Annotated in this window: 24 protein-coding genes and 2 tRNA genes; 13 read left to right on the forward strand and 13 right to left on the reverse strand. The window is 66.5% G+C overall.

The window, feature by feature from the left end; all coding sequences use genetic code 11:
- Window positions 1–113 precede the first annotated feature (113 nt).
- The gene (locus WJ16_RS12230) at window positions 114–998 is read left to right on the forward strand and encodes a LysR family transcriptional regulator (RefSeq protein WP_069257276.1); all 885 of its coding nucleotides are present in this window, start codon (window positions 114–116) and stop codon (window positions 996–998) included.
- A 49-nt stretch (window positions 999–1,047) separates the two neighbouring features.
- On the opposite strand, the gene WJ16_RS12235 is transcribed toward WJ16_RS12230, so the two are convergent.
- From WJ16_RS12235 to WJ16_RS12255, 5 genes are all read right to left on the reverse strand, one after another.
- The gene (locus WJ16_RS12235) at window positions 1,048–1,506 is read right to left on the reverse strand and encodes a CopD family protein (protein ID WP_069257277.1); all 459 of its coding nucleotides are present in this window, start codon (window positions 1,504–1,506) and stop codon (window positions 1,048–1,050) included.
- Window positions 1,507–1,756: 250 nt separating this feature from the next.
- The gene (gene parC, locus WJ16_RS12240) at window positions 1,757–4,078 is read right to left on the reverse strand and encodes a DNA topoisomerase IV subunit A (RefSeq protein WP_069257278.1); all 2,322 of its coding nucleotides are present in this window, start codon (window positions 4,076–4,078) and stop codon (window positions 1,757–1,759) included.
- A 69-nt stretch (window positions 4,079–4,147) separates the two neighbouring features.
- Window positions 4,148–6,130 carry a DNA topoisomerase IV subunit B gene (locus WJ16_RS12245; protein WP_069257279.1) on the reverse strand — a complete coding sequence of 661 codons (1,983 nt, stop codon included), beginning with the start codon at window positions 6,128–6,130 and terminating at the stop codon, window positions 4,148–4,150.
- Window positions 6,131–6,365: 235 nt separating this feature from the next.
- Complete coding sequence (locus tag WJ16_RS12250) at window positions 6,366–8,315, reverse strand: ATP-binding cassette domain-containing protein (RefSeq protein WP_069257280.1); 1,950 nt, start codon at window positions 8,313–8,315, stop codon at window positions 6,366–6,368.
- A 312-nt stretch (window positions 8,316–8,627) separates the two neighbouring features.
- Window positions 8,628–9,032, reverse strand: a complete 405-nt coding sequence (locus tag WJ16_RS12255) for a DUF4399 domain-containing protein (protein ID WP_069258044.1) — start codon at window positions 9,030–9,032, stop codon at window positions 8,628–8,630.
- Window positions 9,033–9,240: 208 nt separating this feature from the next.
- Here WJ16_RS12255 and WJ16_RS12260 point away from each other — a divergent pair, with 208 nt between their 5' ends.
- Together WJ16_RS12260 and WJ16_RS12265 are read left to right on the forward strand one after the other, a co-directional pair.
- The gene (locus WJ16_RS12260) at window positions 9,241–9,423 is read left to right on the forward strand and encodes a rubredoxin (RefSeq protein ID WP_006398668.1); all 183 of its coding nucleotides are present in this window, start codon (window positions 9,241–9,243) and stop codon (window positions 9,421–9,423) included.
- Between the two features lie 165 nt (window positions 9,424–9,588).
- A tRNA-Arg gene (locus WJ16_RS12265) sits at window positions 9,589–9,663 on the forward strand.
- Window positions 9,664–10,041: 378 nt separating this feature from the next.
- Here WJ16_RS12265 and WJ16_RS12270 read toward each other — a convergent pair.
- Window positions 10,042–10,389 carry a hypothetical protein gene (locus WJ16_RS12270; protein ID WP_069257281.1) on the reverse strand — a complete coding sequence of 116 codons (348 nt, stop codon included), beginning with the start codon at window positions 10,387–10,389 and terminating at the stop codon, window positions 10,042–10,044.
- A gap of 548 nt (window positions 10,390–10,937) precedes the next feature.
- On the opposite strand from WJ16_RS12270, the gene WJ16_RS12275 reads away from it, so the two are divergent.
- The 4 genes from WJ16_RS12275 (at window position 10,938) to WJ16_RS12290 (ending at window position 12,520) form a co-directional block, all read left to right on the forward strand.
- Window positions 10,938–11,174 carry a hypothetical protein gene (locus WJ16_RS12275; RefSeq protein WP_069257282.1) on the forward strand — a complete coding sequence of 79 codons (237 nt, stop codon included), beginning with the start codon at window positions 10,938–10,940 and terminating at the stop codon, window positions 11,172–11,174.
- A gap of 86 nt (window positions 11,175–11,260) precedes the next feature.
- Window positions 11,261–11,578 carry a hypothetical protein gene (locus WJ16_RS12280; RefSeq protein WP_069257283.1) on the forward strand — a complete coding sequence of 106 codons (318 nt, stop codon included), beginning with the start codon at window positions 11,261–11,263 and terminating at the stop codon, window positions 11,576–11,578.
- A gap of 316 nt (window positions 11,579–11,894) precedes the next feature.
- Window positions 11,895–11,971, forward strand: a tRNA-Met gene (locus WJ16_RS12285).
- Window positions 11,972–12,187: 216 nt separating this feature from the next.
- Window positions 12,188–12,520: a hypothetical protein gene (locus tag WJ16_RS12290; RefSeq protein WP_069257284.1), complete on the forward strand. Its 333-nt coding sequence runs from the start codon at window positions 12,188–12,190 to the stop codon at window positions 12,518–12,520.
- 45 nt (window positions 12,521–12,565) lie between these two features.
- Here WJ16_RS12290 and WJ16_RS12295 read toward each other — a convergent pair whose 3' ends face one another.
- Entirely contained in the window at window positions 12,566–13,306 is a 741-nt protein-coding gene (locus tag WJ16_RS12295; RefSeq protein WP_069257285.1) for an SDR family NAD(P)-dependent oxidoreductase, read from the reverse strand.
- A gap of 115 nt (window positions 13,307–13,421) precedes the next feature.
- On the opposite strand from WJ16_RS12295, the gene WJ16_RS12300 reads away from it, so the two are divergent.
- On the forward strand, window positions 13,422–14,036 hold the full coding sequence (locus WJ16_RS12300; protein WP_069257286.1) for a TetR/AcrR family transcriptional regulator: 615 nt from the start codon (window positions 13,422–13,424) through the stop codon (window positions 14,034–14,036).
- A gap of 64 nt (window positions 14,037–14,100) precedes the next feature.
- On the opposite strand, the gene eco is transcribed toward WJ16_RS12300, so the two are convergent.
- Complete coding sequence (gene eco / locus WJ16_RS12305; RefSeq protein WP_069257287.1) at window positions 14,101–14,601, reverse strand: serine protease inhibitor ecotin; 501 nt, start codon at window positions 14,599–14,601, stop codon at window positions 14,101–14,103.
- A gap of 143 nt (window positions 14,602–14,744) precedes the next feature.
- Between eco and WJ16_RS12310 the strand changes: the two genes are divergently transcribed.
- A complete protein-coding gene (locus tag WJ16_RS12310) occupies window positions 14,745–15,056 on the forward strand; it encodes a hypothetical protein (RefSeq protein WP_069257288.1) in 312 nt (103 codons plus the stop codon).
- A gap of 184 nt (window positions 15,057–15,240) precedes the next feature.
- Here WJ16_RS12310 and WJ16_RS12315 read toward each other — a convergent pair whose 3' ends face one another.
- On the reverse strand, window positions 15,241–15,642 hold the full coding sequence (locus WJ16_RS12315) for a hypothetical protein (protein ID WP_069257289.1): 402 nt from the start codon (window positions 15,640–15,642) through the stop codon (window positions 15,241–15,243).
- A 117-nt stretch (window positions 15,643–15,759) separates the two neighbouring features.
- On the opposite strand from WJ16_RS12315, the gene WJ16_RS12320 reads away from it, so the two are divergent.
- Together WJ16_RS12320 and WJ16_RS12325 are read left to right on the forward strand one after the other, a co-directional pair.
- The gene (locus WJ16_RS12320) at window positions 15,760–16,140 is read left to right on the forward strand and encodes a DUF5594 family protein (RefSeq protein WP_069257290.1); all 381 of its coding nucleotides are present in this window, start codon (window positions 15,760–15,762) and stop codon (window positions 16,138–16,140) included.
- 159 nt (window positions 16,141–16,299) lie between these two features.
- The gene (locus WJ16_RS12325; RefSeq protein WP_069257291.1) at window positions 16,300–17,667 is read left to right on the forward strand and encodes an MFS transporter; all 1,368 of its coding nucleotides are present in this window, start codon (window positions 16,300–16,302) and stop codon (window positions 17,665–17,667) included.
- 40 nt (window positions 17,668–17,707) lie between these two features.
- On the opposite strand, the gene WJ16_RS12330 is transcribed toward WJ16_RS12325, so the two are convergent.
- The 3 genes from WJ16_RS12330 to WJ16_RS12340 form a co-directional block, all read right to left on the reverse strand.
- Window positions 17,708–18,289, reverse strand: coding sequence for an AAA family ATPase (locus WJ16_RS12330; protein WP_069257292.1), 582 nt, complete (start codon window positions 18,287–18,289; stop codon window positions 17,708–17,710).
- Window positions 18,282–19,703 (reverse strand): alpha,alpha-trehalose-phosphate synthase (UDP-forming), encoded by a 1,422-nt coding sequence (gene otsA / locus WJ16_RS12335; protein ID WP_069257293.1) that lies wholly within the window; start codon window positions 19,701–19,703, stop codon window positions 18,282–18,284. Before otsA ends, WJ16_RS12330 begins: the two co-directional genes overlap by 8 nt.
- A gap of 141 nt (window positions 19,704–19,844) precedes the next feature.
- Window positions 19,845–20,042: a hypothetical protein gene (locus WJ16_RS12340; protein ID WP_069257294.1), complete on the reverse strand. Its 198-nt coding sequence runs from the start codon at window positions 20,040–20,042 to the stop codon at window positions 19,845–19,847.
- 286 nt (window positions 20,043–20,328) lie between these two features.
- On the opposite strand from WJ16_RS12340, the gene WJ16_RS12345 reads away from it, so the two are divergent.
- Both WJ16_RS12345 and WJ16_RS12350 read left to right on the forward strand, forming a co-directional pair.
- Window positions 20,329–20,880 carry a hypothetical protein gene (locus WJ16_RS12345; RefSeq protein ID WP_069257295.1) on the forward strand — a complete coding sequence of 184 codons (552 nt, stop codon included), beginning with the start codon at window positions 20,329–20,331 and terminating at the stop codon, window positions 20,878–20,880.
- Window positions 20,877–21,371, forward strand: a complete 495-nt coding sequence (locus WJ16_RS12350) for a hypothetical protein (protein WP_069258045.1) — start codon at window positions 20,877–20,879, stop codon at window positions 21,369–21,371. The genes WJ16_RS12345 and WJ16_RS12350 overlap by 4 nt, the downstream gene beginning before the upstream one ends.
- A gap of 170 nt (window positions 21,372–21,541) precedes the next feature.
- Here WJ16_RS12350 and WJ16_RS12355 read toward each other — a convergent pair whose 3' ends face one another.
- Window positions 21,542–22,879 carry an ABC transporter ATP-binding protein gene (locus WJ16_RS12355; RefSeq protein ID WP_069257296.1) on the reverse strand — a complete coding sequence of 446 codons (1,338 nt, stop codon included), beginning with the start codon at window positions 22,877–22,879 and terminating at the stop codon, window positions 21,542–21,544.
- Window positions 22,880–22,898: the final 19 nt, after the last annotated feature.

A 22,898-nucleotide genomic window follows, 5' to 3' on the forward strand; every position in this document is an offset into this window, starting at 1 on the left:
GATGCCCTCCGATTCGTGTACTTCGTTCATGACGGCCATTTTGATCGGCACGACCGTATTAATCCAGTTTAATATCATCGGTTTTACCGATATATCGCCGCCCGGAGCGCCGCATGCGCCATGCCCCCGAAGCCCTGCTCGCATTCGCCGAAGCCGCGTTGCTCGGCTCGTTTACGGCTGCCGCGCGCAAGCTCGGCAAGCGCCAGTCGACCGTGTCGGAGGCGATCGCGAACCTCGAGATCGATCTCGGCGTGCAATTGTTCGACCGCTCGACCCGCGCGCCGACGCTGACCGACGCCGGGCGCGCGCTGCTGCCGCAGGTCCAGCGTGCGCTCGAAGCCGGCGCGGCGATCGACCGCACGGCCGCGCGGCTTGCACGCGGCGAGGAAGCGCGTCTGACGCTCGTCGTCTCCGATACGTACCAGTCGAAGCGCTACGAAGAAACGTTGATGGCGCTCGAACAACGCTTTCCTGCGCTCGAGCTCGAATGCCAGATCGCGGAGCACGAAGACGTGCTCGACCTGATCCAGCAGGGGCGCGCGCAGCTCGGGCTGATGGCCGCGCGGGCGGCCTACCCGGCCGATATCGGCGCGGCGACGATCGCGGAGGAGTCGGAGATCGGCCTGTTCGTCGGGCGCACGCACGCGCTCGCCGAATACGGGGACGCCGACGTGCCGCACGCCGCGCTGCGCGATGCGCGCGAACTGCGCCTCAATACCTATGTGAAAACGGAAGGCCGCGGCGGCGACGATCGAATCGTCGTCGGCACGCAGCACTGGCTGGCGCCGAGCTACCTGATGCTGCTGGAGATGGCCGTGCTGGGGTTCGGCTGGGCCGAGCTGCCGCGCTGGATGGTCGACCACTTCGCGCGCGATCGCCTGTGCGAGCTGCGTGCGCGCGGCTGGCCGCGCCGCGTGCGGGTCGATGCGGTCTGGTCGCGCAACCGGCCGCTCGGCCCGGTCGGCGCATGGCTGCTCGATGCGATGCTGGCCGCGTAGCGGCACGTACCGATGCGCCGGCGGCTGCGGGCCGGCCGGCGCCGACCGGTCAGAACCCGCGCGACAACACCGCCGCGCCGATCGTGACGACGCCGAGCACGAGGTTCACGAGAACGAGCAGGCGCACCGTATTCACCGCGCGCGCGCCGTCCGGCCACTTCTGCGCCTGCACCGCCCGGCGGATGCGCGGGAACAGCGCGAAGCGGATATGTCCGAAGATCAGCATCATCACGACGCCGAGCCCGGCCATCGCATGCAGCGACCACGTCGCGTGCGCGCCACCGAATTCCACGAGCAGGAAACCGCCGGACAGCAGGATCACGATCACGGCGCCCGACACCCAGTTGAAGAAACGGCCGAACACGCCTTCGATCAGCGGCAGCCGGAGCTGCGGCGCCAGGTCGGACAGCGCCGGACGCAGGCAGAAGTTGGCGAAGACCATCCCGCCCACCCACACGGCGACGGCCAGCAGATGAAGAAACAGCGCGACGGCGACAGCATGGGACATGACGGCAATCCTGTGAGGAGTGGGGTGCGGCGAGCGACCGCGTCGCACGCGGCATCGAGGCGTGTTCGACCGGATTGTCGCCGCGCGGTTCAGACCCCAGGCGCGATTTCACACTATTTTGCAAGTTCCGCATGACAGCGCCACGCTTGCTTACCCGAATGCCCCTCCCAAAAGCAAAGGCCGCACGTCCGCCGAAGCGGAAGTGCGGCCTTCGATGGCGTCCGAGCCGGACGGTCGATCGTGCGCGGCGTCAGCCGAGCAGCGGACGCAGCTCGCTGACGACCTTGAGCTTCGTCTCCGGCGTGCGACCCTTGCGGGCGCGCTTGCCAATGTGCGGCGCAAGCCCCGCATACGACAACGTCTCGTCCATCGTCTTGCCGCCGCGGCCGGTGCCGATCAGCACGACGCCCGCCGGATCGATCGCCAGCGCCTGCACGAGCGTTTCCTTGTCGTCGAGCGCCATCAGGATCACGCCGCGACCGCCGCCGGACAGCGTCTTCATCTCGTCCATCCCGAACACCAGCAGACGGCCGCCGCTCGACAGGCACGCGACCTGCGTCGCGTTCGGCAGCACCGGCATCGGCGCGAGCGGCACCGCGCCCGCGTCGATCGTCATGAACGACTTGCCGGCCTTCACGCGGCTCACCATGTCGCCCACTTTCGCGAGGAAGCCGAAGCCGTTGCTCGACGCGAGCAGCAGTTGCTGATCGGCCGGCGCCGCGTAGTAGTGCATCAGATGCGAGCCCGATTCGAGCTCGATCAGCGACGTGACCGGCACGCCGTCGCCGCGCCCGCCCGGTAGCACCGACACGTCGACCGAGTACACGCGGCCGCTGCTGCCCCATGCGATCAGGCGATCGGGCGTGCGGCACTGGAACGCCGCGTACAGGCTGTCGCCGGCCTTGAACGAGAAGGCCGCCGGGTCGAGCCCGTGGCCCTTCAGCGCACGCACCCAGCCCTTCTGCGAGACGACCACCGTCACCGGCTCGTCGACCACCTTCGCCTCGAACGTCGCGCGCTTTTCCTGCTGGATCAGCGTGCGGCGATCGTCGCCGTACTGCTTCGCGTCGGCCTCGATCTCCTTGATCATCAGCCGCTTCATCGCGCTTTCGTTCGCGAGCAGTTCCTCGAGCTTCGCCTTCTCGTCGCGCAGCGTTTCGAGTTCCTTCTCGATCTTGATCTTCTCGAGCCGCGCGAGCTGGCGCAGCCGGATTTCGAGAATGTCTTCCGCCTGGCGATCGGTGAGGCCGAACGCGCTCATCAGCGCGGCCTTCGGTTCGTCCGCCTCGCGGATGATCCGGATCACCTCGTCGATGTTCAGGAAGACGATCATCCGCCCTTCGAGGATGTGGATGCGGTCGTCGACCTTCGCGAGACGATGGCGGCAACGGCGCGTCATCGTCAGCTGGCGGAACTTCACCCACTCGTCAAGGATCGTCAGCAGCCCCTTCTGGCCCGGCCGGCCGTCGGCGCCGATCATCACGAGGTTCAGCGTCGCGTTCGATTCGAGGCTCGTGTACGCGAGCAGCGTGTTCACGAATTCCGTCTGGTCGATCGTGCGCGACTTCGGCTCGAACACGAGCCGCACCGCCGCTTCCTTGCCCGACTCGTCGCGCACCGCGTCGAGCAGGTCGAGCATCGCCTTCTTCGTGTTGAGCTGCTCGGGCGTCAGCGTCTTCTTGCCGAGCTTGAGCTTCGGGTTCGTCAGCTCCTCGATTTCCTCGAGCACCTTCTGGCCCGACGTGCTCGGCGGCAGCTCGGTGACGACCAGTTGCCACTGGCCGCGCGCGAGATCCTCGATCTTCCAGCGCGCGCGCACCTTCAGGCTGCCGCGGCCGGTTTCGTACGCCGCCGCGATTTCAGCGTCGCTCGAGATGATCTGGCCGCCGCCCGGGAAATCCGGGCCGGGAATCAGGTTCATCAGCTCCGCGTGCGAGAGCTTCGGATTGCGGATCAATGCGACCGCCGCCGCCGCGACTTCGCGCAGGTTGTGCGACGGAATTTCGGTGGCCAGGCCGACCGCGATGCCCGATGCGCCGTTCAGCAGCACGAACGGCATGCGGCTCGGCAGCGTCTTCGGCTCCTCGAACGAGCCGTCGTAGTTCGGCATGAAGTCGACCGTGCCCTGGTCGATCTCGTCGAGCAGCAGCTTCGCGATCGGCGTGAGGCGTGCTTCGGTGTATCGCATCGCCGCCGCGCCGTCGCCGTCGCGCGAGCCGAAGTTGCCCTGCCCGTCGATCAGCGGGTAGCGCAGCGAGAAGTCCTGCGCGAGACGCACGAGCGCGTCGTACGCCGACTGGTCGCCGTGCGGGTGATATTTACCGAGCACGTCGCCGACCACGCGCGCCGACTTCACCGGCTTCGCGTCCGGGCCAAGGCCCATTTCGTTCATCGCGTAGAGAATCCGGCGCTGCACCGGCTTCTGGCCGTCGCACACGTCGGGCAGCGCGCGGCTCTTCACGACGCTGACCGCGTAGCTGAGGTACGCCTGCTCCGCGTAGTTGCCGAGCGTCAGCGCTTCGGCATCCGGTGCGTCGGACCCGGCGAAGAGATCGGAAGTATTGTCGTCCATCTGAATTCCGTATTCGTAAGTGGCGTGAGGCCGGGCCGGGCGTCATGCCCGGCCGCGCAGGTGCTCCGCTTAGATGTCTGCTTCGACGTCGTTGCCCTTTTCCTCGAGCCAGCCGCGCCGCGCGGCTGCCTCGCCCTTGCCCATCAGCATCGTCATGCGCGCGACGGTCGCCTCGTAGTCGAGCTCGCCGAGCTTCACCGGCATCAGCCGGCGCGTGTCGGGGTTCATCGTCGTGTCCCACAGCTGCTCGGCGCTCATTTCACCGAGACCCTTGAAGCGGCTGATGCTCCATTGCGTCTCGCGCACGCCGTCCTTGCGCAGCTTGTCGAGGATCGCTTCGAGTTCGCCTTCGTCGAGTGCGTACAGTTTCTGCGCGGGCTTCTTGCCGCGTGCCGGCGCGTCGACGCGGAACAGCGGCGGACGCGCGACGTACACGTTGCCGCGTTCGATCAGTTGCGGGAAATGCTTGAAGAACAGCGTGAGCAGCAGCACCTGGATGTGCGAGCCGTCGACGTCCGCGTCCGACAGGATGCAGATCTTGCCGTAGCGCAGGTTCGACAGGTCGACGGTGTCGTCCGGGCTGTGCGGATCGACGCCGATCGCGACCGAGATGTCGTGCACTTCATTGTTCGCGAACAGGCGGTCGCGCTCGGTTTCCCACGTGTTCAGCACCTTGCCGCGCAGCGGCAGGATCGCCTGGTATTCCTTGTCGCGGCCCATCTTCGCGGAGCCGCCCGCCGAATCGCCTTCGACGAGGAACAGCTCGTTGCGCGCGATATCTTCGGTCTCGCAGTCGGTCAGCTTGCCGGGCAGCACCGCGACGCCCGAGCTCTTGCGCTTCTCGACCTTCTGGCCCGCACGCGTGCGCGCCTGCGCCTGCTTGATCACGAGCTCGGCGAGCTTCTTGCCGTGCTCGACGTGCTGGTTCAGCCACAGTTCGAGCGCCGGGCGCGAGAACGACGACACGAGCTTCACCGCGTCGCGGCTGTTCAGGCGCTCTTTGATCTGCCCCTGGAACTGCGGATCGAGCACCTTCGCGGACAGCACGAACGACACGCGCGCGAACACGTCTTCCGCGAGCAGCTTCACGCCCTTCGGCTGCAGGTTGTGCAGTTCGACGAAGCTTTTCACCGCCTGGTAGAGACCGTCGCGCAGGCCGGATTCGTGCGTGCCGCCGGCCGGCGTCGGGATCAGGTTCACGTACGACTCGCGCACGAGCGAACCTTCCTCGCTCCAGGCGACGACCCATGACGCGCCCTCGCCCTCGGCGAAGGTTTCGTCGGTCGAGCGCGCATCGGCGAAGCGCTCGCCTTCGAACAACGGGATCAGCAGCTCGCTGCCGTTCATCTCGTCGAGCAGGTAGCCGCGCAGGCCGTCTTCATATTTCCACGTCTGGCGCTCGCCGGTCTTCTCGTTGACGAGCACGACCTCGACGCCCGGCAGCAGCACCGCCTTCGAGCGCAGCAGGCGCTGCAGCTCGCCGAGCGGCAGGTTCGGCGAATCGAAATACTTCGGATTCGGCCACACCTGCACGCGCGTGCCCGACTTCTTCTCGCCGCGGCCCGCGCCTTGCGTCGTGAGCGGCTTCACGACGTCGCCGTCGGCGAAGCCGAGCTCCGCAATCTTGCCGTCGCGCCAGACCGTCACGTCGAGGCGAGTCGCCAGCGCATTCGTCACCGACACGCCGACGCCGTGCAGGCCGCCCGAGAACGTATAGGCGCCGCCCGCGGCCTTGTCGAACTTGCCGCCCGCATGCAGGCGCGTGAACACGATCTCGACGACCGGCACGCCCTCTTCGGGGTGCATGCCGAACGGGATGCCGCGGCCGTCGTCCTCGACCGAGACCGACTGGTCGGTATGCAGCGTGACCGTGATCTGCTTGCCGTGGCCGCCGAGCGCCTCGTCGGACGCGTTGTCGATGACTTCCTGGATGATGTGCAGCGGATTCTCGGTACGGGTGTACATGCCGGGGCGCTGCTTGACCGGCTCGAGACCCTTGAGCACCTTGATCGATGCTTCGCTATAGGCCGCGCTGGGTTTCTTCGTTGACATAGGCGCTGAATTTCGTCATTCATCGGGACGTTGTCCACACCTCGTGTGGATAACGTCGTGGACAAAACGTTGAGTTCCGTAAAAAAGCGAATCGAAACAACGGTGTGCTTGGACTGCTCCGAAAGCGGGCGCGCGGCGTGCGCTGCGCTGCCCGGGACGCGCGGTATTTTACTGGTTCCGCGTGGCGCGCCAGTTGCGCAATCGCGCGCGACGGCCGCACCCCGCGTCACGCGAATTATGCGGGCTTGCGCTTCGCCTCGAGCGTTTCCCACCGTTCGAGCGCGGCCAGCAACTCGTCGTCGATCGCCGCGAAGCGCTCGGTCAGGCGCGTGCCTTCCTGCGGATCCTTCGCGAAAATCGCACCGTCCTCGAGCTGCGCATTGATCGTCTTCTGCTCCGCTTCGAGCGCGGCGATCTTCTCCGGCAGCGAATCGAGTTCGCGCTGCTCGTTGAACGACAGCTTCACCGTGCGCTGCGCGTTGCGGCCCGCGGCGCTCTTCGCCGGCTCGTCCTTCACCGGCGCCGCTTCCTTGACCGCGCGCTTCGCGGCTTCCTGCTGCGCGAGCTGCTCCGAGCGCTCGCTCTGGATCTGCCAGTCGGTGAAGCCGCCGACGTATTCACGCCACTTGCCGTCGCCCTCGGCCGCGATCACCGACGTCACGACGTTGTCGAGGAACGCGCGATCGTGGCTGACGAGCAGCACCGTGCCGTCGTAGTCGGCCAGCAGTTCCTCGAGCAGTTCGAGCGTCGGGATGTCGAGGTCGTTGGTCGGTTCGTCGAGCACCAGCACGTTGGCAGGACGCGCGAACAGGCGCGCGAGCAGCAGCCGGTTGCGCTCGCCGCCCGACAGCGACTTCACCGGCGAACGCGCGCGCTCCGGCGCGAACAGGAAATCGCCGAGATAGCTCATCACGTGCTTGCGCACGCCGCCGATCTCGACCCATTCGCTGCCGGGGCTGATCGTATCCGCGAGGCTCTTTTCCTGGTCGAGCTGCGCACGCATCTGGTCGAAGTACGCCACCTGCAGGTTCGTGCCGGTGCGCACCGTGCCTTCGTCGGGCTTGAGTTCGCCGAGGATCAGCTTGAGCAGCGTGGTCTTGCCCGCGCCGTTCGGGCCGATGAAGCCGATCTTGTCGCCGCGCATCACCGTCGTCGAGAAGCGATCGACCACCGTGCGGCCGCCGTAGCGCTTCGTCACGTCGGTCAGCTCCGCGACGATCTTGCCGGACTTCTCGCCCTGCGCGACGTCGAGCTTCACGTTGCCCTGCGCGTTGCGGCGCTCCGCGCGCTCGTTGCGCATCTGCACGAGCCGCGCGATGCGGCCGACGCTGCGCGTGCGGCGCGCTTCGACGCCCTTGCGGATCCACACTTCTTCCTGCGCGAGCAGCTTGTCGAACTTCTCGTTTTCCACGCGTTCGACTTCGAGCTGCTGCGCCTTGCGCGTCTGGTACGCGGAGAAATTGCCCGGGTACGACAGCAGCCGGCCGCGATCGAGATCGACGATGCGCGTCGCGACGCGGTCGAGGAACGCGCGATCGTGCGTGATGAACAGCAGGCCCGCGCGCTGCGCGACGAGCAGCTCTTCCAGCCAGCGGATGCCGTCGAAGTCGAGGTGGTTGGTCGGCTCGTCGAGCAGCAGCACGTCGGGCTGCAGCACCAGCGCGCGCGCCAGCGCGACACGCTTCTGCATGCCGCCCGACAGCGCGTCTACGGGCGCGTCGACGTCCGCCAGGCCGATCTGCGCGAGCGTCATCGACACGCGCGTGCGCCAGTTCCACGCGTCGTGCGCATCGAGCGACGACTGCAGCGCGTTCATCCGTGCGAGCAGCGCATCGTGTTCGGCGCCTTCCGGGATATCCGCGAGGCGGTGCGCGATCGAATCGTATTCTTCGAGCAGTTCGCGCGTGTGGGCGAGCCCGGACGCAACCGCGTCGAACACCGTCGCGCCCGGCTCGAATTCGGGCTCCTGCGGCACATAGACGGTCACGAGCTCCTGCTGGCGCGTGACCAGCCCGTCGTCGGGCTTCGCGAGGCCGGCGACGATCTTCAGCAGCGACGACTTGCCCGCGCCGTTGCGGCCGATCAGGCCGACGCGCTCGCCGGCTTCCAGCGAGAAGTCCGCGTGATCGAGCAACGCGACGTGACCGAACGCGAGCTGCGCGCCGGTAATGGAATAGAGCGACATGGGGAGACGGCGAAGAGAGAAATCGGAAGCGCCCATTGTACCGGGCGCGGAGGCAGGCACCGGCATGGCTGGATGGACGGAGCCGGCAAAGGGAACGAGATGCCAGTTGGAACGCGCTTTTGGCGGCAATCCTGGGGCGTCCGTCGAAGCACCTCGGCGCGATGCGATTCGTGCACCGCGTGCGCCCGGCTTCCGGTAGCGGACGCCGGGCGCAGGTTCCGGGCAAAGGGCTCGCGCCGGCCGGATGCCGCGGCCGGCCGATCGACCATTGCGCGCCGGACGCGTCGGGCGCCGGCACGCGCCAACATGTGATTACTTCACGTTGATCTTGATCGTCGAGCTCATTTCCGGGCCGTACGAACGGTGCGCGCCGTCGCCGAACTGCAGCGTCAGCGTGTGCGGGCCGGGCGGCAGCTTGAGGTCGGTTTCGGTCTGCGCCTTGCCGAAGTGCAGCGAGCGTTCGGTCGCGGGGATCACGTCACCCTTCGGGACCGGCTGTCCGTCGATCAGCAAGTGATGATGACCGGTGTTCGGCGTCATGTCGCCGGCGGGCCGCAGGTCCATCCCTTCGACCCCGAACTTCACGTGCACCGGGTTCGACACCGTCGCGCCCTCGCTCGGCGCTTCGAAATACACACGCGCCTCGGCCCGCGCGAGCGTCGACACGGCCATCGCCGCCACGCACACCGCGCCTGCGATCCACTTTTTGTTCAGCATCGCGTTCTCCTCATGATTGAACAGCCCCGGAAGCATACACCGCACGGACGGCATCGGTATTTCGGTTGCGTTGTTCGCGATGCGTACGTTTAGTCGGTTTAAAACGACGTTGCGCAGTCGTTCGAAGAAATTCCGGTACCATTGCGCCTTTCGTCCGCCGGCCGAGCCGCGGACGGCATGACCGGATTTTTATTTTTTCCTGAGCGTTATGAGCGAAGTAACCGAATACCAGAGCTGGGTCTGCCTGATTTGCGGGTGGGTGTACAACGAAGCGGAAGGGCTGCCCGACGAAGGCATCGCGCCCGGCACCCGTTTCGCCGACATTCCCGCCGACTGGCGCTGCCCGCTGTGCGACGTGGGCAAGGAAGATTTCGTCGTCGTCGATTTCTGATTCGCCGATTGGCTGATTGGCTGATTTCCGATCGCGGCTGAGTACGCGATCACGCGCGTCGGCGTGCATTCCGCCCCGCCGTTGCGCCGCGCGTTTGCTATACTCTGCGCGCTGTCCACACCGCCGTCCGGTTCGCGTTTTTTGCGCGATTGCCCGGATAGGGCTCTCCCCGTAGTTCAATGGATAGAACAAGCGCCTCCTAAGCGCTAGATACAGGTTCGATTCCTGTCGGGGGGACCAGTCGAGTTCCAAACCATCCCCAAGATTCACAAGAAATCGCCCGCTCAGGTCCGTCTGGCGGACATCTAGCTCCCTTCATTACCCAACGTTGCTCAGTGACAGCCGGAGAAAGTGTCGGTGTTTTTGTTGGTATCAGCCGATACCAACAACACGGATACCAACACTCCGGCTCACTGACGTGCAGGTATGGAACGCAAAGGCCGGCGCGGCCCCGTACACACTCACGGACAACAACGGGATGTTCTTGCTCGTCCAACCGAACACTGCGAAGTAGTACCGCTTGTAGCGCGCCAGATGGCACACGCCGAACGCAATCCTGCAACACTGGAGGCGGGCTTCTCTCGTTCTAGCGTTAGCCGCGGTGCCGCACGCTTCAACCTAGCGGCCGACGAACGGAGATGCCGCAACCGCCCACATTCCAAGAAGAATCAGACACTCAATGGCGAACATTATTTGGTCGTATGTATTGCGAAGCGCTGAGCGCATCGCATAAACGACGTAGATCAAGGTAAAGAGGGGGGTCACGACCCACGTGGCAGCGGTAAACAAAAGGAAGCCCGCCGTGCCGGGTGCAAAAATTCCGCTGTGAAATCCGCCTGCCTCGACATACCAGTACGCAAAGCCGATCCACGGAAGCCACAGTCCGATGAAGGTCGCAATAGCGAGCGTTATCGCACCCGATGAAGGCCCAGATTCAGCGCGCTCGATATCTTGTGATTCGTTCATAGGGTCGTTAGCTCGCTCAGTGAGCCCTGCGCGGATTCTCGCGGAGATAGGTGGCCATAGCCTCGGCGGCTCGCGGATTCTCCGGAAATTGAGTCCGATTCCTGTAGCGGGATGATATCGAGATTCCGTCACGGCAGCGAACAGGCGGCGCTCTGTCAATGCGACATGGCTATGCCCTGCGCAAGCGGTGGCGAGTTCAAATGCGCACAGCTACGGCATCTCCCGTACTACCTCGACGTTCGACACCCAACCGCCCCCGTCGTCGGGCCGAAGGACCACGGCCCCCTCCCTCCGCAGACGAAATAAAGCAGTTGCCTGACAGCGATGCGCGTATGATGGGTTGACCAGAGCACCCAATTGTAGATTGACCGCTCGGCCTCTCCCCAAGTCTGCGTGGCGCCCTGCCGGCGCGCCACATTTGCCCCTTACACCCCACCCGTCGCGCCGTGCAGCAGCACGGTTCGAGATCGGCTCGCGCGTCGTCGAATGAACGCAAGGGCGCTCGAGGAGCAGCAAGTCACGATAAAAATCATCAGAAGGCGGCAAACATGAGCTGGTACTGCGAAGCGGAACGCGAAATACTGCATATCAGGCGAGCGATCGGGCTACTTGAGCAAGCGCAGCATGCGTTCGTCAACAAGTCGTCGGTAAACGATCCCGCGTACTGGAGAGTCAAGCTCAACAAGCTCCGCACGCAATCCGTGCGAAACAGGATCCTCGAACTCCAGGTGGACGAGCTTCTAGCCCGCCTCGCACTGATCCAGGATCCGCACTGCCGCAAGTAGGCAACGGCTCCTTCAACGCTTTCCGGTTGCACTCGCATTCCAGGGAACCGTCCGAATGCGCCGTTTCCAAGATTCGGAGAAACATCATGATTGACGCCAACCCTAGCAATACGTTTCGGCACCTCCCCCTCTCGCCCGAGCAAGACGCGGAAATCCGGCACTACATCAAGAAGAAGGAGCAAAGGGGCGAACCGTGGGACACGCCCGAGCTGACGATGATGCTCGAAGACATGCTCTCCCCTCCGCTCACCGACGACGAAGAGCCGGAGCCGACTGTCGAGGAAACGAAACTGGCCTGCGAATATGCACTGGCTTCCGTCAACGAAGCCATGGAATCCGTATCGGCCAGTGAAGAACGACTCGCATCGATGGAAACCGAGGAAATGAAGCACCCTCGACGATAGGGCATTGCCGACGTCCATGTGCCCTGTCCGCGACTTGACTGTCGCTAGCGACGCTCCATCGTGGATACCGGTAAAAGAAGTGCGCATCGGTCGCCTGTTCGGGGACCCGCCCTCCTCATGGTCTCATCCACGTTCCCACGATCAAATACCGCAACGACGGCCGCAAAAAACGACTCACGTCGAAGCAGATCGGGAAACGTCGGCAGTCGCCCCACGAACCAGACCATCGCGCTTGTTAATGGTGATCCGCTGGTTCCGTTCGAAACAACTCAACAGATCGATTGACTCTCCACCTCAGCCCAAGTACACTTCGCGCCGCGGGGTGGAGCAGTCTGGCAGCTCGTCGGGCTCATAACCCGAAGGTCGTAGGTTCAAATCCTACCCCCGCAACCAATACCCGAAGCCCGCTTTGCGAAAGCAAGCGGGCTTTCTACTTTCCGGATGCGCTGCGACCGACATGCGCACCGCCTGCCGACAGCGCACACGCATCGCAGAACCTTCAGCGCCGGTCTGCCCTGCGACACACGATCGCATCCCGCCCGATCGCCACGGCCACGCGCCACACATTGCGTAGAATTCCGAACCTTCTTCAGCATCCGGACTCTCGCCATGATTCGAACAATCGCGGCGCTCGCCGCGCTGTCAGCGCTGACCGGCACGGCTATCGCCGCCGATATCGTCACCGCGCCCGCGACACAGCGCTACGTCAGCCCCGGCATCGCCAACATCACGACCGCAGCCGCACCGCGCACGGAAGCCCCCTCCGCCGACTCACGCTGCCGTGAACTGGCCGCCGGCATCGACGCCGTCACGCACGCCCCTGACCGCGGCCAGAAGGTCGTGCGCGGGATGGGCCCGGACGGCAAGCCGCGCAGCGAACTGCGCGCCTACGACAAGCGGGCCGACCTGGAAACCGAGCATCACCGGCTCGGCTGCCGATAACGAACGCAACGCCGCCCGGTCGAATCACGCCGGGTGGCCGCGCGTTCACGCGTTCGCACCACCGTCGATCGTCAACCCGGTCCCGTTGATCGACCGCCCTTCCGGCCCGACCACGAACGCGACGAGCCCCGCGACGTCATCGGCCTTACCGTACTGCGGAATCGCCATGCGCGAACGCTGCGCATTCGCATGGTCGCCATCGGCCGGATTCATGTCGGTATCCGTCGACCCCGGATGCACGATATTGACCGTGATGCCGCGCGGGCCGAGATCGCGCGCGAGCCCCTGCGTCCAGCCGATCAGCGCGGCCTTGCTCGCCGCATAGAGGCTCATCCCCGCATCGGGCACGCGCGTGGCAAGGCAACTGCCGGTCGACACGATGCGCCCGCCCTCCCCGAGATGCCGCGCCGCCGCCTGCGACGCGACGATCACCGCGCGCACGTTCACGTTCAGCGTCGCGTCGATATCGTCGAGCGTGAGGTCGTCCAGCGCGCCGGCCCGGAAAATCCCCGCGTTGTTGACGAGGATGTCGAGGCCGCCGAACGCGTCCGCCGCACGATCGACCGCGTCGCGCACGGCCACCGGATCGGCGCTGTCGGCCTGGATCGCAACGGCACGGCGGCCCAGCGCCTCGATGCCGGCGACGACGGCCTGCGCCCGCTCGGCCGATTTCTCGTAGGTAATCGCGACGTCCGCGCCATCGGCTGCCAGCCGTTTCGCGATCGCCGCGCCAATGCCGCGGCTGCCGCCCGTGACGAGTGCACGCTTGCCCTGAAGTCGGTTCATGTCGATTCCTTTCCTCATTTATGTAACGACCGACACAGAATGTGGCAAGTTGCGCGGCACAGTCAATTGATTTATTTTATCGATCGATACAGATATCAACGAAGGAACGGACGCAATGGCTGAGCGGGGCCGACCGAGAAGCTTCGACAAGGAAGCGGCGCTGGATCGCGCGATGGAGGTGTTCTGGCGTCTCGGCTACGAAGGCGCGTCGATGACGGACCTCACGAGCGCGATGGGGATCGCGTCGCCGAGCCTGTATGCGGCATTCGGCAGCAAGGAAGCGTTGTTCCGGCAGGCGCTCGAGCACTACCGCGCAACGGAGGGACGGGAGATCTGGGGCGGCGTCGAGCAGGCAGGCAGCGCGCACGACGCCGTGCGGAACTACCTGATGGATACCGCGCGCGTGTTCACGCGGCGCTCGAAGCCGGCCGGCTGCCTGATCGTGCTGTCGGCACTGCATCCGGCCGAGCGTTCCGATACGGTTCGGCAAACGCTGATCGCGATGCGTGAGCGCACGGTGGAGAATCTGCGCGAGCGCCTCGAGCAAGGCGTGGCGACCGGCGAAATCGCCGCGCAAGCGGACCTCGACGCGATCGCGCGGTATTACGTCACGGTCCAGCAGGGCATGTCGATCCAGGCGCGCGACGGGGCCAGCCGTCGCGATCTCGAGGCCGTCGCGCAAGCCGCGCTGGCCGCATGGCCCGCGCTCGTCGGCAAGGGCAGCGCATAGCGGCAGCACACCGCCGCCGCGCGCCGCGCGCCGCCGCTTCCGCTTCCGCTTCCGCTTCCGCACGTTACTGCTTTACCGCGTGCTGCACGTCCTTCGACGCATGCCACACGCGATAGCGCACCTCGAAGCCGTCCGGCACATAGACGACGAGCGGCAGGCGGCTGTTGTAGCGCAGCAGCTGGCCATCGGCGCGCACCTGCACGAACCGTTGCTGCGGCGCCTGGCCCGGGCATGCCATCAGCGTCGATGCCGGCCCCTTCACGTCGGTGAGCTGGTAGTACGTATAGCCCCAGCCCTTCACGTCCTCCGCGGTCAGCTCGCCGCCGAACCACTGCTGGTTGCAGTCGGTCTGCAGCGTCTTGCCGATCATCAGCTCGACGCGCGCATCGCCTTCGTTCTCGAGCGCAGGCAGCGCGATCACGACGCGCTGCTGGCCGGCCGCTGCCTGCGGAAACATCTTGATCGACTCGGCCGGCACGGCGGGCGCCGACGCAGGCGCGGCCACGCAGGCGGCGGCAGTCGTCACGCAGAAAGCGGCCAGCACGGCCCGGATCGCGAATTTCATCGATGTACTCCCCAAAAACAAATGAGCCCCGGATGCTAACACTTTCGTCTCATGACCTTACTGCACTGTAATTTGACGACACAATTGCAAACAGCTGGCAATCCGCTTGCGCGGTACTTATAGGGGAATCAACGGAGAACATCATGCTGAAGCTCATTGCTGTCGCCGGCGTCGCCACCCTGCTGGCCGGCTGCGTCGTCGCCCCGGACGCCGGATACGGCTACGGGCAGCCGTACTATTCGTCGCCGGGTTACGCGTACAGCCCGTCGCCCGTGTACGGCACGGTCAATATCTGGGGCGGAGGCGGCGGACGCGACTGGGATCGCGGTCGGCGCGACCACCACTGGGACGGCGACCGCGGCAACCGCGGCAACGGCTGGGGTCGCGGCGGCGGACATCGCGGCGACTGGAACGGAGGCGACGGGGGCAGCGGAGGCGGCGGCCATCGCCACTGACGCACGCAATTGCAACCGTTTGTATCCGCGCACGGCCCGCCGGTGGCGCACCCGGCATGCGGAAGTGCGGACCGCCGCGCACAAGACAAAGGCCCTCGCATGAAGCGAGGGCCTTTTGTCGTCCGGTGCGGCAATGCGAACGTCGGCGGGACGCCGACCGTTCACACGCCGTTCGCCCGCGCGCTTACCAGCCGGCCGGCTGCGCGTAGCCACCGGACACGGGCGCGCCGCACACGTACGCACGCTGGTAGCGGTCGTAGCAGTAGTTCGGGCCCGCGTCCTGGTACTGCGCCTGCTGGTAGGTCGGATACGCAGGCTGCTGATACGCGGGCGCCTGGTAATACGTCGGCGGCTGATAGGCGGGTGCCTGGTACGCGGGCGCCTGATACGCGACGGGCGGATTCATCGCGGACGTCACGATCGCGCCCAGCACCGCCCCGCCGATCAATGCGCCGATGACGGCACCGCCGTCGCGGCCATGCGCGGACGCGGGGCCCGCCACGGCAAGCGAACCGGCGAGGACACACACTGCGGCAATTTTTTTCATGATGCACTCCCACGCGTAGTGGTACTGGATGCGATGCATTGTGGCGGCATGCGGCCGTAATAGATGCAGCAAGTGGTAACGCGCGATTACCGCGATCACGCCCAACGAAACGCGGCGCCGCCATGCTACGATTTTCGGCACATAGGAGACGCCGTCATGCAGCCCGAAACCGCCCGCCGTTTCGATACCGAATTCGCGCCGCGCATCGCGCAGGCGATCGCCGCCTTCTTCGCCGATCACGTACTGACCGACGTCGTCCCGTACGGCGGCCACGGACATCCGACGCGCGTGCAGATCCGCAGCGCGCCGCACGAGCACGTCAGCGGCTTCGCGCATCCGCTGAACCTCGAACTGACCTGGGATACCGACGAAATCGAGCGGCTGATGGAGCCGGACGGCCCGCAGCGCTTCGAGCACTACCTGGCCGCGCTGCCGAAAAAACTCGGCGCATGGCAAAGCGCCCGCGACATCGATCTCCTGTCGCGCACGCAGGCCGATCCGCTCGTGCGGCTCGGCGGCCTCGACTTCGAAGGCTGAGTGCCGGCGTCGCGCAATGCGGCCCGGTGATACACTCGACCGGCCCCGCTCCGGTGCAGTCGCGCCGGCCGGGCCGCCGATCGCCGCCTCCACCCTTTCGCATGGTTGCGCATGCAACCGGCAACCGGGCGCGCGGACAACCCTGCATCTGCTCCCGTCATGAATGCCGATACCGGCCTGCCGCTTCCGCAACGCTACTGGGCGATCGTCTGTGTCGCACTGGGCATCACGCTCGCCGTGCTCGACGGCGCGATCGCGAACGTCGCGCTGCCGACCATTGCGCGCGACCTGCACGCGTCCGACGCCGCGTCGATCTGGATCGTCAACGCTTACCAGCTCGCGGTCACGATCACGCTGCTGCCGCTCGCGTCGCTCGGCGAGCGCATCGGCTATCGCCGCATCTACATCGCCGGCCTCGCGCTGTTCACCGCGGCGTCGCTCGGCTGCGCGCTCGCGGGCTCGCTGCCGATGCTCGCCGTGATGCGCGTGATCCAGGGGTTCGGTGCGGCCGGCATCATGAGCGTCAACGCGGCGCTCGTGCGGATGATCTACCCGTCGTCGATGCTCGGGCGCGGGCTGTCGATCAACGCGATGGTGGTGGCGCTGTCGTCGGCGATCGGGCCGACGGTCGCATCCGCGATCCTGTCGGTTGCGTCGTGGCCGTGGCTGTTCGCGGTCAACGTGCCGATCGGCATCGCCGCGGTGCTCGGCAGCGTGCGCGCGCTGCCGTCCAACCCGCTGCACGATGCGCCGTACGATTTCCCGAGCGCGCTGATGAACGCGTGCGTGTTCGGGCTGCTGATCACGGCCGTCGACGGGCTCGGCCACGGCGAAGGCCACGCGTACGTCGCGGCCGAGCTGGCCGTCGCGTTCGTCGTCGGCTACTTCTTCGTGAAGCGCCAGTTGTCGCAGCCGGCGCCGCTCCTGCCCGTCGACCTGATGCGCATCCCGATGTTCGCGCTGTCGATCTATACGTCGATGGCGTCGTTCACATCGCAGATGCTCGCGTTCGTCGCGCTGCCGTTCTGGCTGCAGCACTCGCTCGGCTTCTCGCAGGTCGAGACGGGCCTCTACATGACGCCGTGGCCGCTCGTGATCGTGTTCGCGGCGCCGCTCGCGGGCGTGCTGTCGGATCGCTATTCGGCCGGCATCCTCGGCGGAATCGGGCTTGCGCTGTTCGCGGCCGGGCTGCTGTCGCTCGCGACGATCGGCGCGCACCCGGGCACCGTCGACATCGTGTGGCGGATGGCGCTGTGCGGCGCGGGCTTCGGGCTGTTCCAGTCGCCGAACAACCGCGCGATGCTGTCGTCGGCGCCGCGCGAACGCAGCGGCGGCGCGGGCGGGATGCTGAGCACCGCGCGGCTCACCGGGCAGACGCTCGGCGCCGCACTCGTCGCATTGATCTTCGGGCTCGCGCCCGATCGCGGGCCGACGATTGCGCTCTATGTCGCCGCGGTATTCGCGGCGGTGGCCGCGGCCGTCAGCATGCTGCGCATCGCTTCGCCGCGGCCGGACGCGGCAACCTGACGGCGCCGCGCGTCGCGCGCCGCTGGCGGACGCCCGCGCGTCATTCGGCGTCGAGCGCGTCCGTCACGAAACGCACGCGCGCCTGCACGCTGTCGCGGGGCAGTTCGACCAGCCGGTAGCCATAGGTCGTGTAGCACTCGACCATCGCGTCGTAGGTACGCAGGGCTTCGGCGAAATCCTGCCTGCGCTCGGTGTCCTGCGTATAGATGTCGGGCCACGGCGGCGCGATGAACACGCGCGGGTGATAGCGGAAACGGCGGGCCGCGGCTTGCGCATGCGCGGGCACCGGCAGCCCCGTCAGCCGCAGGTAGCCGATCACGTCCGGCACGCCGCGATCGAAGAACACCGGCCCGCCCGCATGCCGCGCGAGCTCGTACGAGCGCATCTCCCAGCTCAGCATCAGCTCGGCGAACGCTGCCGGGTCGCGCCACGGCAGCGCCCGCCCGTCGATCGCCATCTGGTCGCGGATCACGCCGCGCCCGGCCTCCTGCGAGCGCGCGAAGCCGGCCTGCTCGAGCGCATCGAGCAACGTGCTCTTGCCCGAGCCAGGGCCGCCGGTCACGACGAAGAAGCGGCGCGCGGCATCGTCGTCCGTGCCGGGCGCCTGCCCGAATTCACGCATGCGCAATCCGCCGGCCGGCGCGCCGCGTGACCGACGCGGCCGCCGCGACACTGCGCAGGTCGGCGACGAACGTATCGCGCCAGACCGACAGGTCGTTTTCGCGCAGCCGCGCGAGGTTCTCCTCGTGGCGCGCCTGCCGCTCCGCGAGCGGCATCGACAGCGCGCGCTCGAGCGCGTCGGCCATCTGCGACAGGTCGTACGGATTGACGAGGAGCGCGCCGGTCAGCTCGGCCGCCGCGCCCGCGAACTCCGACAGCACGAGCACGCCCGGATCGGCCGGGTCCTGCGACGCGACGTACTCCTTCGCGACGAGGTTCATTCCGTCGCGCAACGGCGTCACGTAGCCGACCTGCGACATCCGGAAGAACGCCATCAGCAGGTTGCGCTCGTACTTGCGGTTCAGGTACTGGATCGGCGTCCAGTCGAGCTGCGAGAAGCGGCCGTTGATGCGGCCGGCCTCGCCTTCGAGCGTTTCGCGAATGTCCTGATAGGTCTTCACGTCGGAACGCGTCGGCGGCGCGATCTGCAGCAGCGACACACGTCCCTGCCAGCCCGGCGCGTTCGCGAGCATCCGCTCGAACGACTGGAAGCGCTCGACGAGCCCCTTCGAATAGTCGAGGCGGTCGACACTCATCACCAGCTTGCGGCCGTCGAGTGCCTCTCGCAGCATCTTCACCGGCTTGCGTGTGCCGTACTGGACGGCCGCCTGCGCGATCGCATCGGGATGCACGCCGATCGGATAGGCGGCGACCTTCACGACGCGACCGTGCGCGTGCAGCATCCCGTCGTCGCTCGCCGCACCGATCCCGCGCCGCTCGATGTAGTCGGTGAACGCCTGCTTGTCGGCCTCGGTCTGGAAACCCGCGACGTCGTACGCGCACATGAACTTCACGAGTTCCTCGTGCGGCGGCACGAGGCGCAGCATGTCGGGCGACGGAAACGGAATGTGCAGGAAGAAGCCGATCGGGTTCGTCACGCCGAGCTCGCGCAGGTAATGCGCGAACGGCAACAGGTGGTAGTCGTGCACCCAGATCAGGTCGTCGGGGCGCAGCAATGCGGCGAGCTGCTTCGCGAGCATCGCGTTCACGCGCAGGTAACCCGCATACTCCTGGCGATCGAAGCGCGCGAGATCGCCGCGGTAATGGAACACCGGCCACAGCGTCGCGTTCGAAAAGCCGCGATAGTACTGGTCGTAATCGCGCCGGGTCAGCCCGACCGTCGCATAGGTGACGTTACCGTCGCGCTGGATCGCGGGCTCGGCGTCCTGCGCGCCGACGATCTCGCCGTTCCAGCCGAACCAGACGCCGCCCGTCTCCTTCAGCGCGTCCATCACGCCGACGGCCAGGCCGCCCGCGCTCGGGCGCGTGTCCTCGCCGGCGGCGACACGGTTCGATACCACGATCAATCTGCTCATGCGGCGTTTCCTCCTCGATTCGATTGGCTGGCGCGCGGCGCGCGCCAAGGCGGGCACGGCTGCCCGAAGGCGGCCGTGCGGCGATTCAGACGTGAGCGATGCAGGTGTGAAAGGCAGCGGCGCAATACGGCGGCAACGGCATCAGGCGTCCTGCTCCTGGCCGAGATCCCGCTGATAGTCGAGCCCTTCCGGGCGGGCGCCGCCCTGGTTGTGATCGCCGTCGGACGGTGTTTCGCCGGGCGCATCGGCGAGCGGGGATGCGGGCGCGTCGGGCTGCGGACGCGTGCGGTCGGCCCTGGCGTCAGCCGGGCGAGGCGAAATCCGTTTCGAACGGCGCATGGCAGGGTGTCTCATGTGCGGCGCGGCCCGAGGCCGTCGTAGAAACATTCCATAGCTAAGGAGTCTAGGTCGCTTCCTTGCACGCCGAGGTAACAATTACCTTCAATTTGTAACGTTTCGACCCTTCTCCGTTCATCTATTCGACAATAACGCCGCGCGCACGCGCGGCATCCCGTCCGGCGATTTGTCAAAGCTTTGCATTTTTCCCCTGACAATTGCGAAACAATGACGCGACATGACGGCGTGCATGCGACGCCGCTCACCCAGACAGGACTTGCACTCAGGGATGAACATTCGTTTCGAATCGCCGCGCCGGGCCACGCCGGTGCGCATCGTGCTGGCCGTGATCGCCACGACCGCACTGCTGTCGGGCTGTAACTCGCTGTACAGCGAAGGCGCGACGGCCGGCGCCGGTATCGCGGGCGCTGCGATCGCCTCCAAGGTCACCAACAACGCCGCCGTCGCGACGGGCATCGGCCTCGGCGCCGTCGCCGGCGCGCGGGCAGGCGTCCAGTACACGCAGCGCGTCGCCCACCGCTACACGCAGGAACAGATCGCGAAAGCCGCCGGCCCGCTCGACGTGGGCGGCGTCGCCCCGTGGTCGACGCACCACTCGTTCCCGATCGAGGACGACGAGCAGGGCCGCGTGACGGTCAGCCGGATGATCAGCGTCGGCCCGCTCGACTGCAAGGAAATCGTGTTCGCGGTCGATACGCCCGCGAAAAACGACAAGGCCGCGCAATCGGCGTTCTACGTCGCCACGATCTGCCGCGACGGCCCCGTGTGGAAATGGGCATCGGCCGAACCGGCGACCGAACGCTGGGGCGCGCTGCAATGAGCGTCGTGATCCGTATCGCGGCCGTCGGCGCGCTCTGCGCGGCGGCGGCGACGCTGTCGGGCTGCGGATCGGTCGGCGCGGCGAGCGGCGCCCTCGCCGGTGCGGCGACGGGCCTCGTCACCGCGAATCCGGCGGTCGGCGTCGGCGTCGGCATTGCCGTCCAGGCGGCGACCGACGAAGCCGTCAACCGCACGATGAAGCAGCTTCACCAGAACCAGCAGGACGCGATCGCGAAGACGGCCGGCAGCCTCGCCGTCGGCGAAGTGAAGCCGTGGAAGGTGAAGAACACGCTGCCGCTGGAAAACGGCGAAGGCGAAGTGCGCGTCACGCGCGCGTATTCGTCGGCGCTCGCGCTGTGCAAGGAATTCGCGTTCTCGGTGAAAGACGGCGACAAGGCCGACTGGTTTTTCGCGAATGCGTGCCAGCAAGGCACGCACTGGAAGTGGGCATCGGCGGAACCGGCGGTCGACCGGTGGGGGAATCTGCAGTAAGGGGGCGGTAGGCATCACGTTGCCCCGGACTTTTTTGCGTTCGCTTCGCCGACGCACCCGGCACCCGTTGCCGACGCCACGGATGCGCCGCGATCACATCGACTAGATGCGGTCGCATGAAACCGCGGATCGGACATTCGGGCCTTCCGCGCCCGAATGTCCCGCCGGGATCAGGACTCGACGTCCTCGAGACTGAAAATCTCGGTCTGGTCGTTGTACGAGAAGATCTCGCCGTAACGGCCCCAGTCGATCACCGCGTCGAGCGTCTCCTCGGCGGCACCGTCCGACAGGAAATCCTCCAGCTCCTGCTCGAAGCGCACGCGTGGCGCGCGATGGCCCGGCCGCTCGTTCAGCACCTTCTTGATCCGCGCGGCGAGCGGCACGTGCTTCAGCAGGTGATCCGCGAACATCAGCTTGCGCTCCTGCGTGCCGAATTCCGCGAATACGCGCCCCGGCGGCGTGAGGAACACGTCCCCTTCCCGCACGTCCGCGAAGCCGAGGTACTGCAGCACTTCGGCGATCGGGAACAGATCGTCGACCTCCAGATGCAGCGTACGCGCGATTTCCGGCATGTCGGCGCGGCCGTGATACGGCGCCATCGCGAGCGTCTCGATCAGGCCGGCCATCAGGTTGGTCGACACCTGCGGCAGCCAGCTGCCGAGTTCGAGCCCCTTCTTCGTCGCCTCGTTGGTCTGGCGCGCGGTCATCTTCGCGTAGATGTCGTCGACGAGCTTGCGAAACGCCGGGTCGAGCCGGTTGCGAGGATGCTTGAACGGCACCTTGATCTCGGCGATCACGCGGCCCGGATTCGACGACAGCACGAGAATCCGGTCGCACATGAACACCGCTTCCTCGATGTTGTGCGTGACGATCAGCACCGACTTGATCGGCATCCGGCCCTGCGTCCACAGATCAAGCAAGTCGGTACGCAGCGTCTCGGCCGTCAGCACGTCGAGCGCGGAGAACGGCTCGTCCATCAGCAGGATCGTCGGGTCGACGACGAGCGCGCGCGCAAAGCCCACACGCTGGCGCATCCCGCCCGACAGCTCGCGCGGGTACGCGTTCTCGAAGCCGTCGAGACCGATCAGGTCGATCGCGGCCAGCGCGCGCTCGCGCCGCTCGCGCGCGCCGACGCCGAGCGCCTCGAGGCCGGCTTCCACGTTCTGCAGCACGGTGAGCCACGGGAACAGCGCGAAGGTCTGGAACACCATCGCGACGCCTTCAGCCGGGCCGCGCAGCGGCTTGCCGAGGTAAGTCACTTCGCCGCCGGTCGGCTCGATCAGCCCGGCGATGATCCGCAGCAGCGTCGATTTGCCCGAGCCGGACCGGCCGAGCAGCCCGACGATCTCGCCTTCGCGCAGCGACAGGTTCGCATCGTCGAGCACGAGCAGTTCGCCCTGCGTCTTGTTGAAGCCGCGACAGACGTGATCGACGCGCAGGATTTCTTCACCGAGGCGCGGCGGCTGGTTCGTCTGAACGGGGGCGTTTACAGCATTCGGATTGTGCATCGCGTTTCGCTCTCAATCA

The organism is Burkholderia metallica, from assembly GCF_001718555.1.
Classification (GTDB): domain Bacteria; phylum Pseudomonadota; class Gammaproteobacteria; order Burkholderiales; family Burkholderiaceae; genus Burkholderia; species Burkholderia metallica.

What these genes read in the sequence shown, in the direction of transcription:
- WJ16_RS12230 (WP_069257276.1), top strand. Translation starts at nt 114, where the DNA reads ATGCGCCATGCCCCCGAAGCCCTGCTCGCATTCGCCGAAGCCGCGTTG.
- WJ16_RS12235 (WP_069257277.1), bottom strand. Translation starts at nt 1,506, where the DNA reads ATGTCCCATGCTGTCGCCGTCGCGCTGTTTCTTCATCTGCTGGCCGTC.
- parC (WP_069257278.1), bottom strand. Translation starts at nt 4,078, where the DNA reads ATGGACGACAATACTTCCGATCTCTTCGCCGGGTCCGACGCACCGGAT.
- WJ16_RS12245 (WP_069257279.1), bottom strand. Translation starts at nt 6,130, where the DNA reads ATGTCAACGAAGAAACCCAGCGCGGCCTATAGCGAAGCATCGATCAAG.
- WJ16_RS12250 (WP_069257280.1), bottom strand. Translation starts at nt 8,315, where the DNA reads ATGTCGCTCTATTCCATTACCGGCGCGCAGCTCGCGTTCGGTCACGTC.
- WJ16_RS12255 (WP_069258044.1), bottom strand. Translation starts at nt 9,032, where the DNA reads ATGCTGAACAAAAAGTGGATCGCAGGCGCGGTGTGCGTGGCGGCGATG.
- WJ16_RS12260 (WP_006398668.1), top strand. Translation starts at nt 9,241, where the DNA reads ATGAGCGAAGTAACCGAATACCAGAGCTGGGTCTGCCTGATTTGCGGG.
- WJ16_RS12270 (WP_069257281.1), bottom strand. Translation starts at nt 10,389, where the DNA reads ATGAACGAATCACAAGATATCGAGCGCGCTGAATCTGGGCCTTCATCG.
- WJ16_RS12275 (WP_069257282.1), top strand. Translation starts at nt 10,938, where the DNA reads ATGAGCTGGTACTGCGAAGCGGAACGCGAAATACTGCATATCAGGCGA.
- WJ16_RS12280 (WP_069257283.1), top strand. Translation starts at nt 11,261, where the DNA reads ATGATTGACGCCAACCCTAGCAATACGTTTCGGCACCTCCCCCTCTCG.
- WJ16_RS12290 (WP_069257284.1), top strand. Translation starts at nt 12,188, where the DNA reads ATGATTCGAACAATCGCGGCGCTCGCCGCGCTGTCAGCGCTGACCGGC.
- WJ16_RS12295 (WP_069257285.1), bottom strand. Translation starts at nt 13,306, where the DNA reads ATGAACCGACTTCAGGGCAAGCGTGCACTCGTCACGGGCGGCAGCCGC.
- WJ16_RS12300 (WP_069257286.1), top strand. Translation starts at nt 13,422, where the DNA reads ATGGCTGAGCGGGGCCGACCGAGAAGCTTCGACAAGGAAGCGGCGCTG.
- eco (WP_069257287.1), bottom strand. Translation starts at nt 14,601, where the DNA reads ATGAAATTCGCGATCCGGGCCGTGCTGGCCGCTTTCTGCGTGACGACT.
- WJ16_RS12310 (WP_069257288.1), top strand. Translation starts at nt 14,745, where the DNA reads ATGCTGAAGCTCATTGCTGTCGCCGGCGTCGCCACCCTGCTGGCCGGC.
- WJ16_RS12315 (WP_069257289.1), bottom strand. Translation starts at nt 15,642, where the DNA reads ATGCATCGCATCCAGTACCACTACGCGTGGGAGTGCATCATGAAAAAA.
- WJ16_RS12320 (WP_069257290.1), top strand. Translation starts at nt 15,760, where the DNA reads ATGCAGCCCGAAACCGCCCGCCGTTTCGATACCGAATTCGCGCCGCGC.
- WJ16_RS12325 (WP_069257291.1), top strand. Translation starts at nt 16,300, where the DNA reads ATGAATGCCGATACCGGCCTGCCGCTTCCGCAACGCTACTGGGCGATC.
- WJ16_RS12330 (WP_069257292.1), bottom strand. Translation starts at nt 18,289, where the DNA reads ATGCGTGAATTCGGGCAGGCGCCCGGCACGGACGACGATGCCGCGCGC.
- otsA (WP_069257293.1), bottom strand. Translation starts at nt 19,703, where the DNA reads ATGAGCAGATTGATCGTGGTATCGAACCGTGTCGCCGCCGGCGAGGAC.
- WJ16_RS12340 (WP_069257294.1), bottom strand. Translation starts at nt 20,042, where the DNA reads ATGCGCCGTTCGAAACGGATTTCGCCTCGCCCGGCTGACGCCAGGGCC.
- WJ16_RS12345 (WP_069257295.1), top strand. Translation starts at nt 20,329, where the DNA reads ATGAACATTCGTTTCGAATCGCCGCGCCGGGCCACGCCGGTGCGCATC.
- WJ16_RS12350 (WP_069258045.1), top strand. Translation starts at nt 20,877, where the DNA reads ATGAGCGTCGTGATCCGTATCGCGGCCGTCGGCGCGCTCTGCGCGGCG.
- WJ16_RS12355 (WP_069257296.1), bottom strand. Translation starts at nt 22,879, where the DNA reads ATGCACAATCCGAATGCTGTAAACGCCCCCGTTCAGACGAACCAGCCG.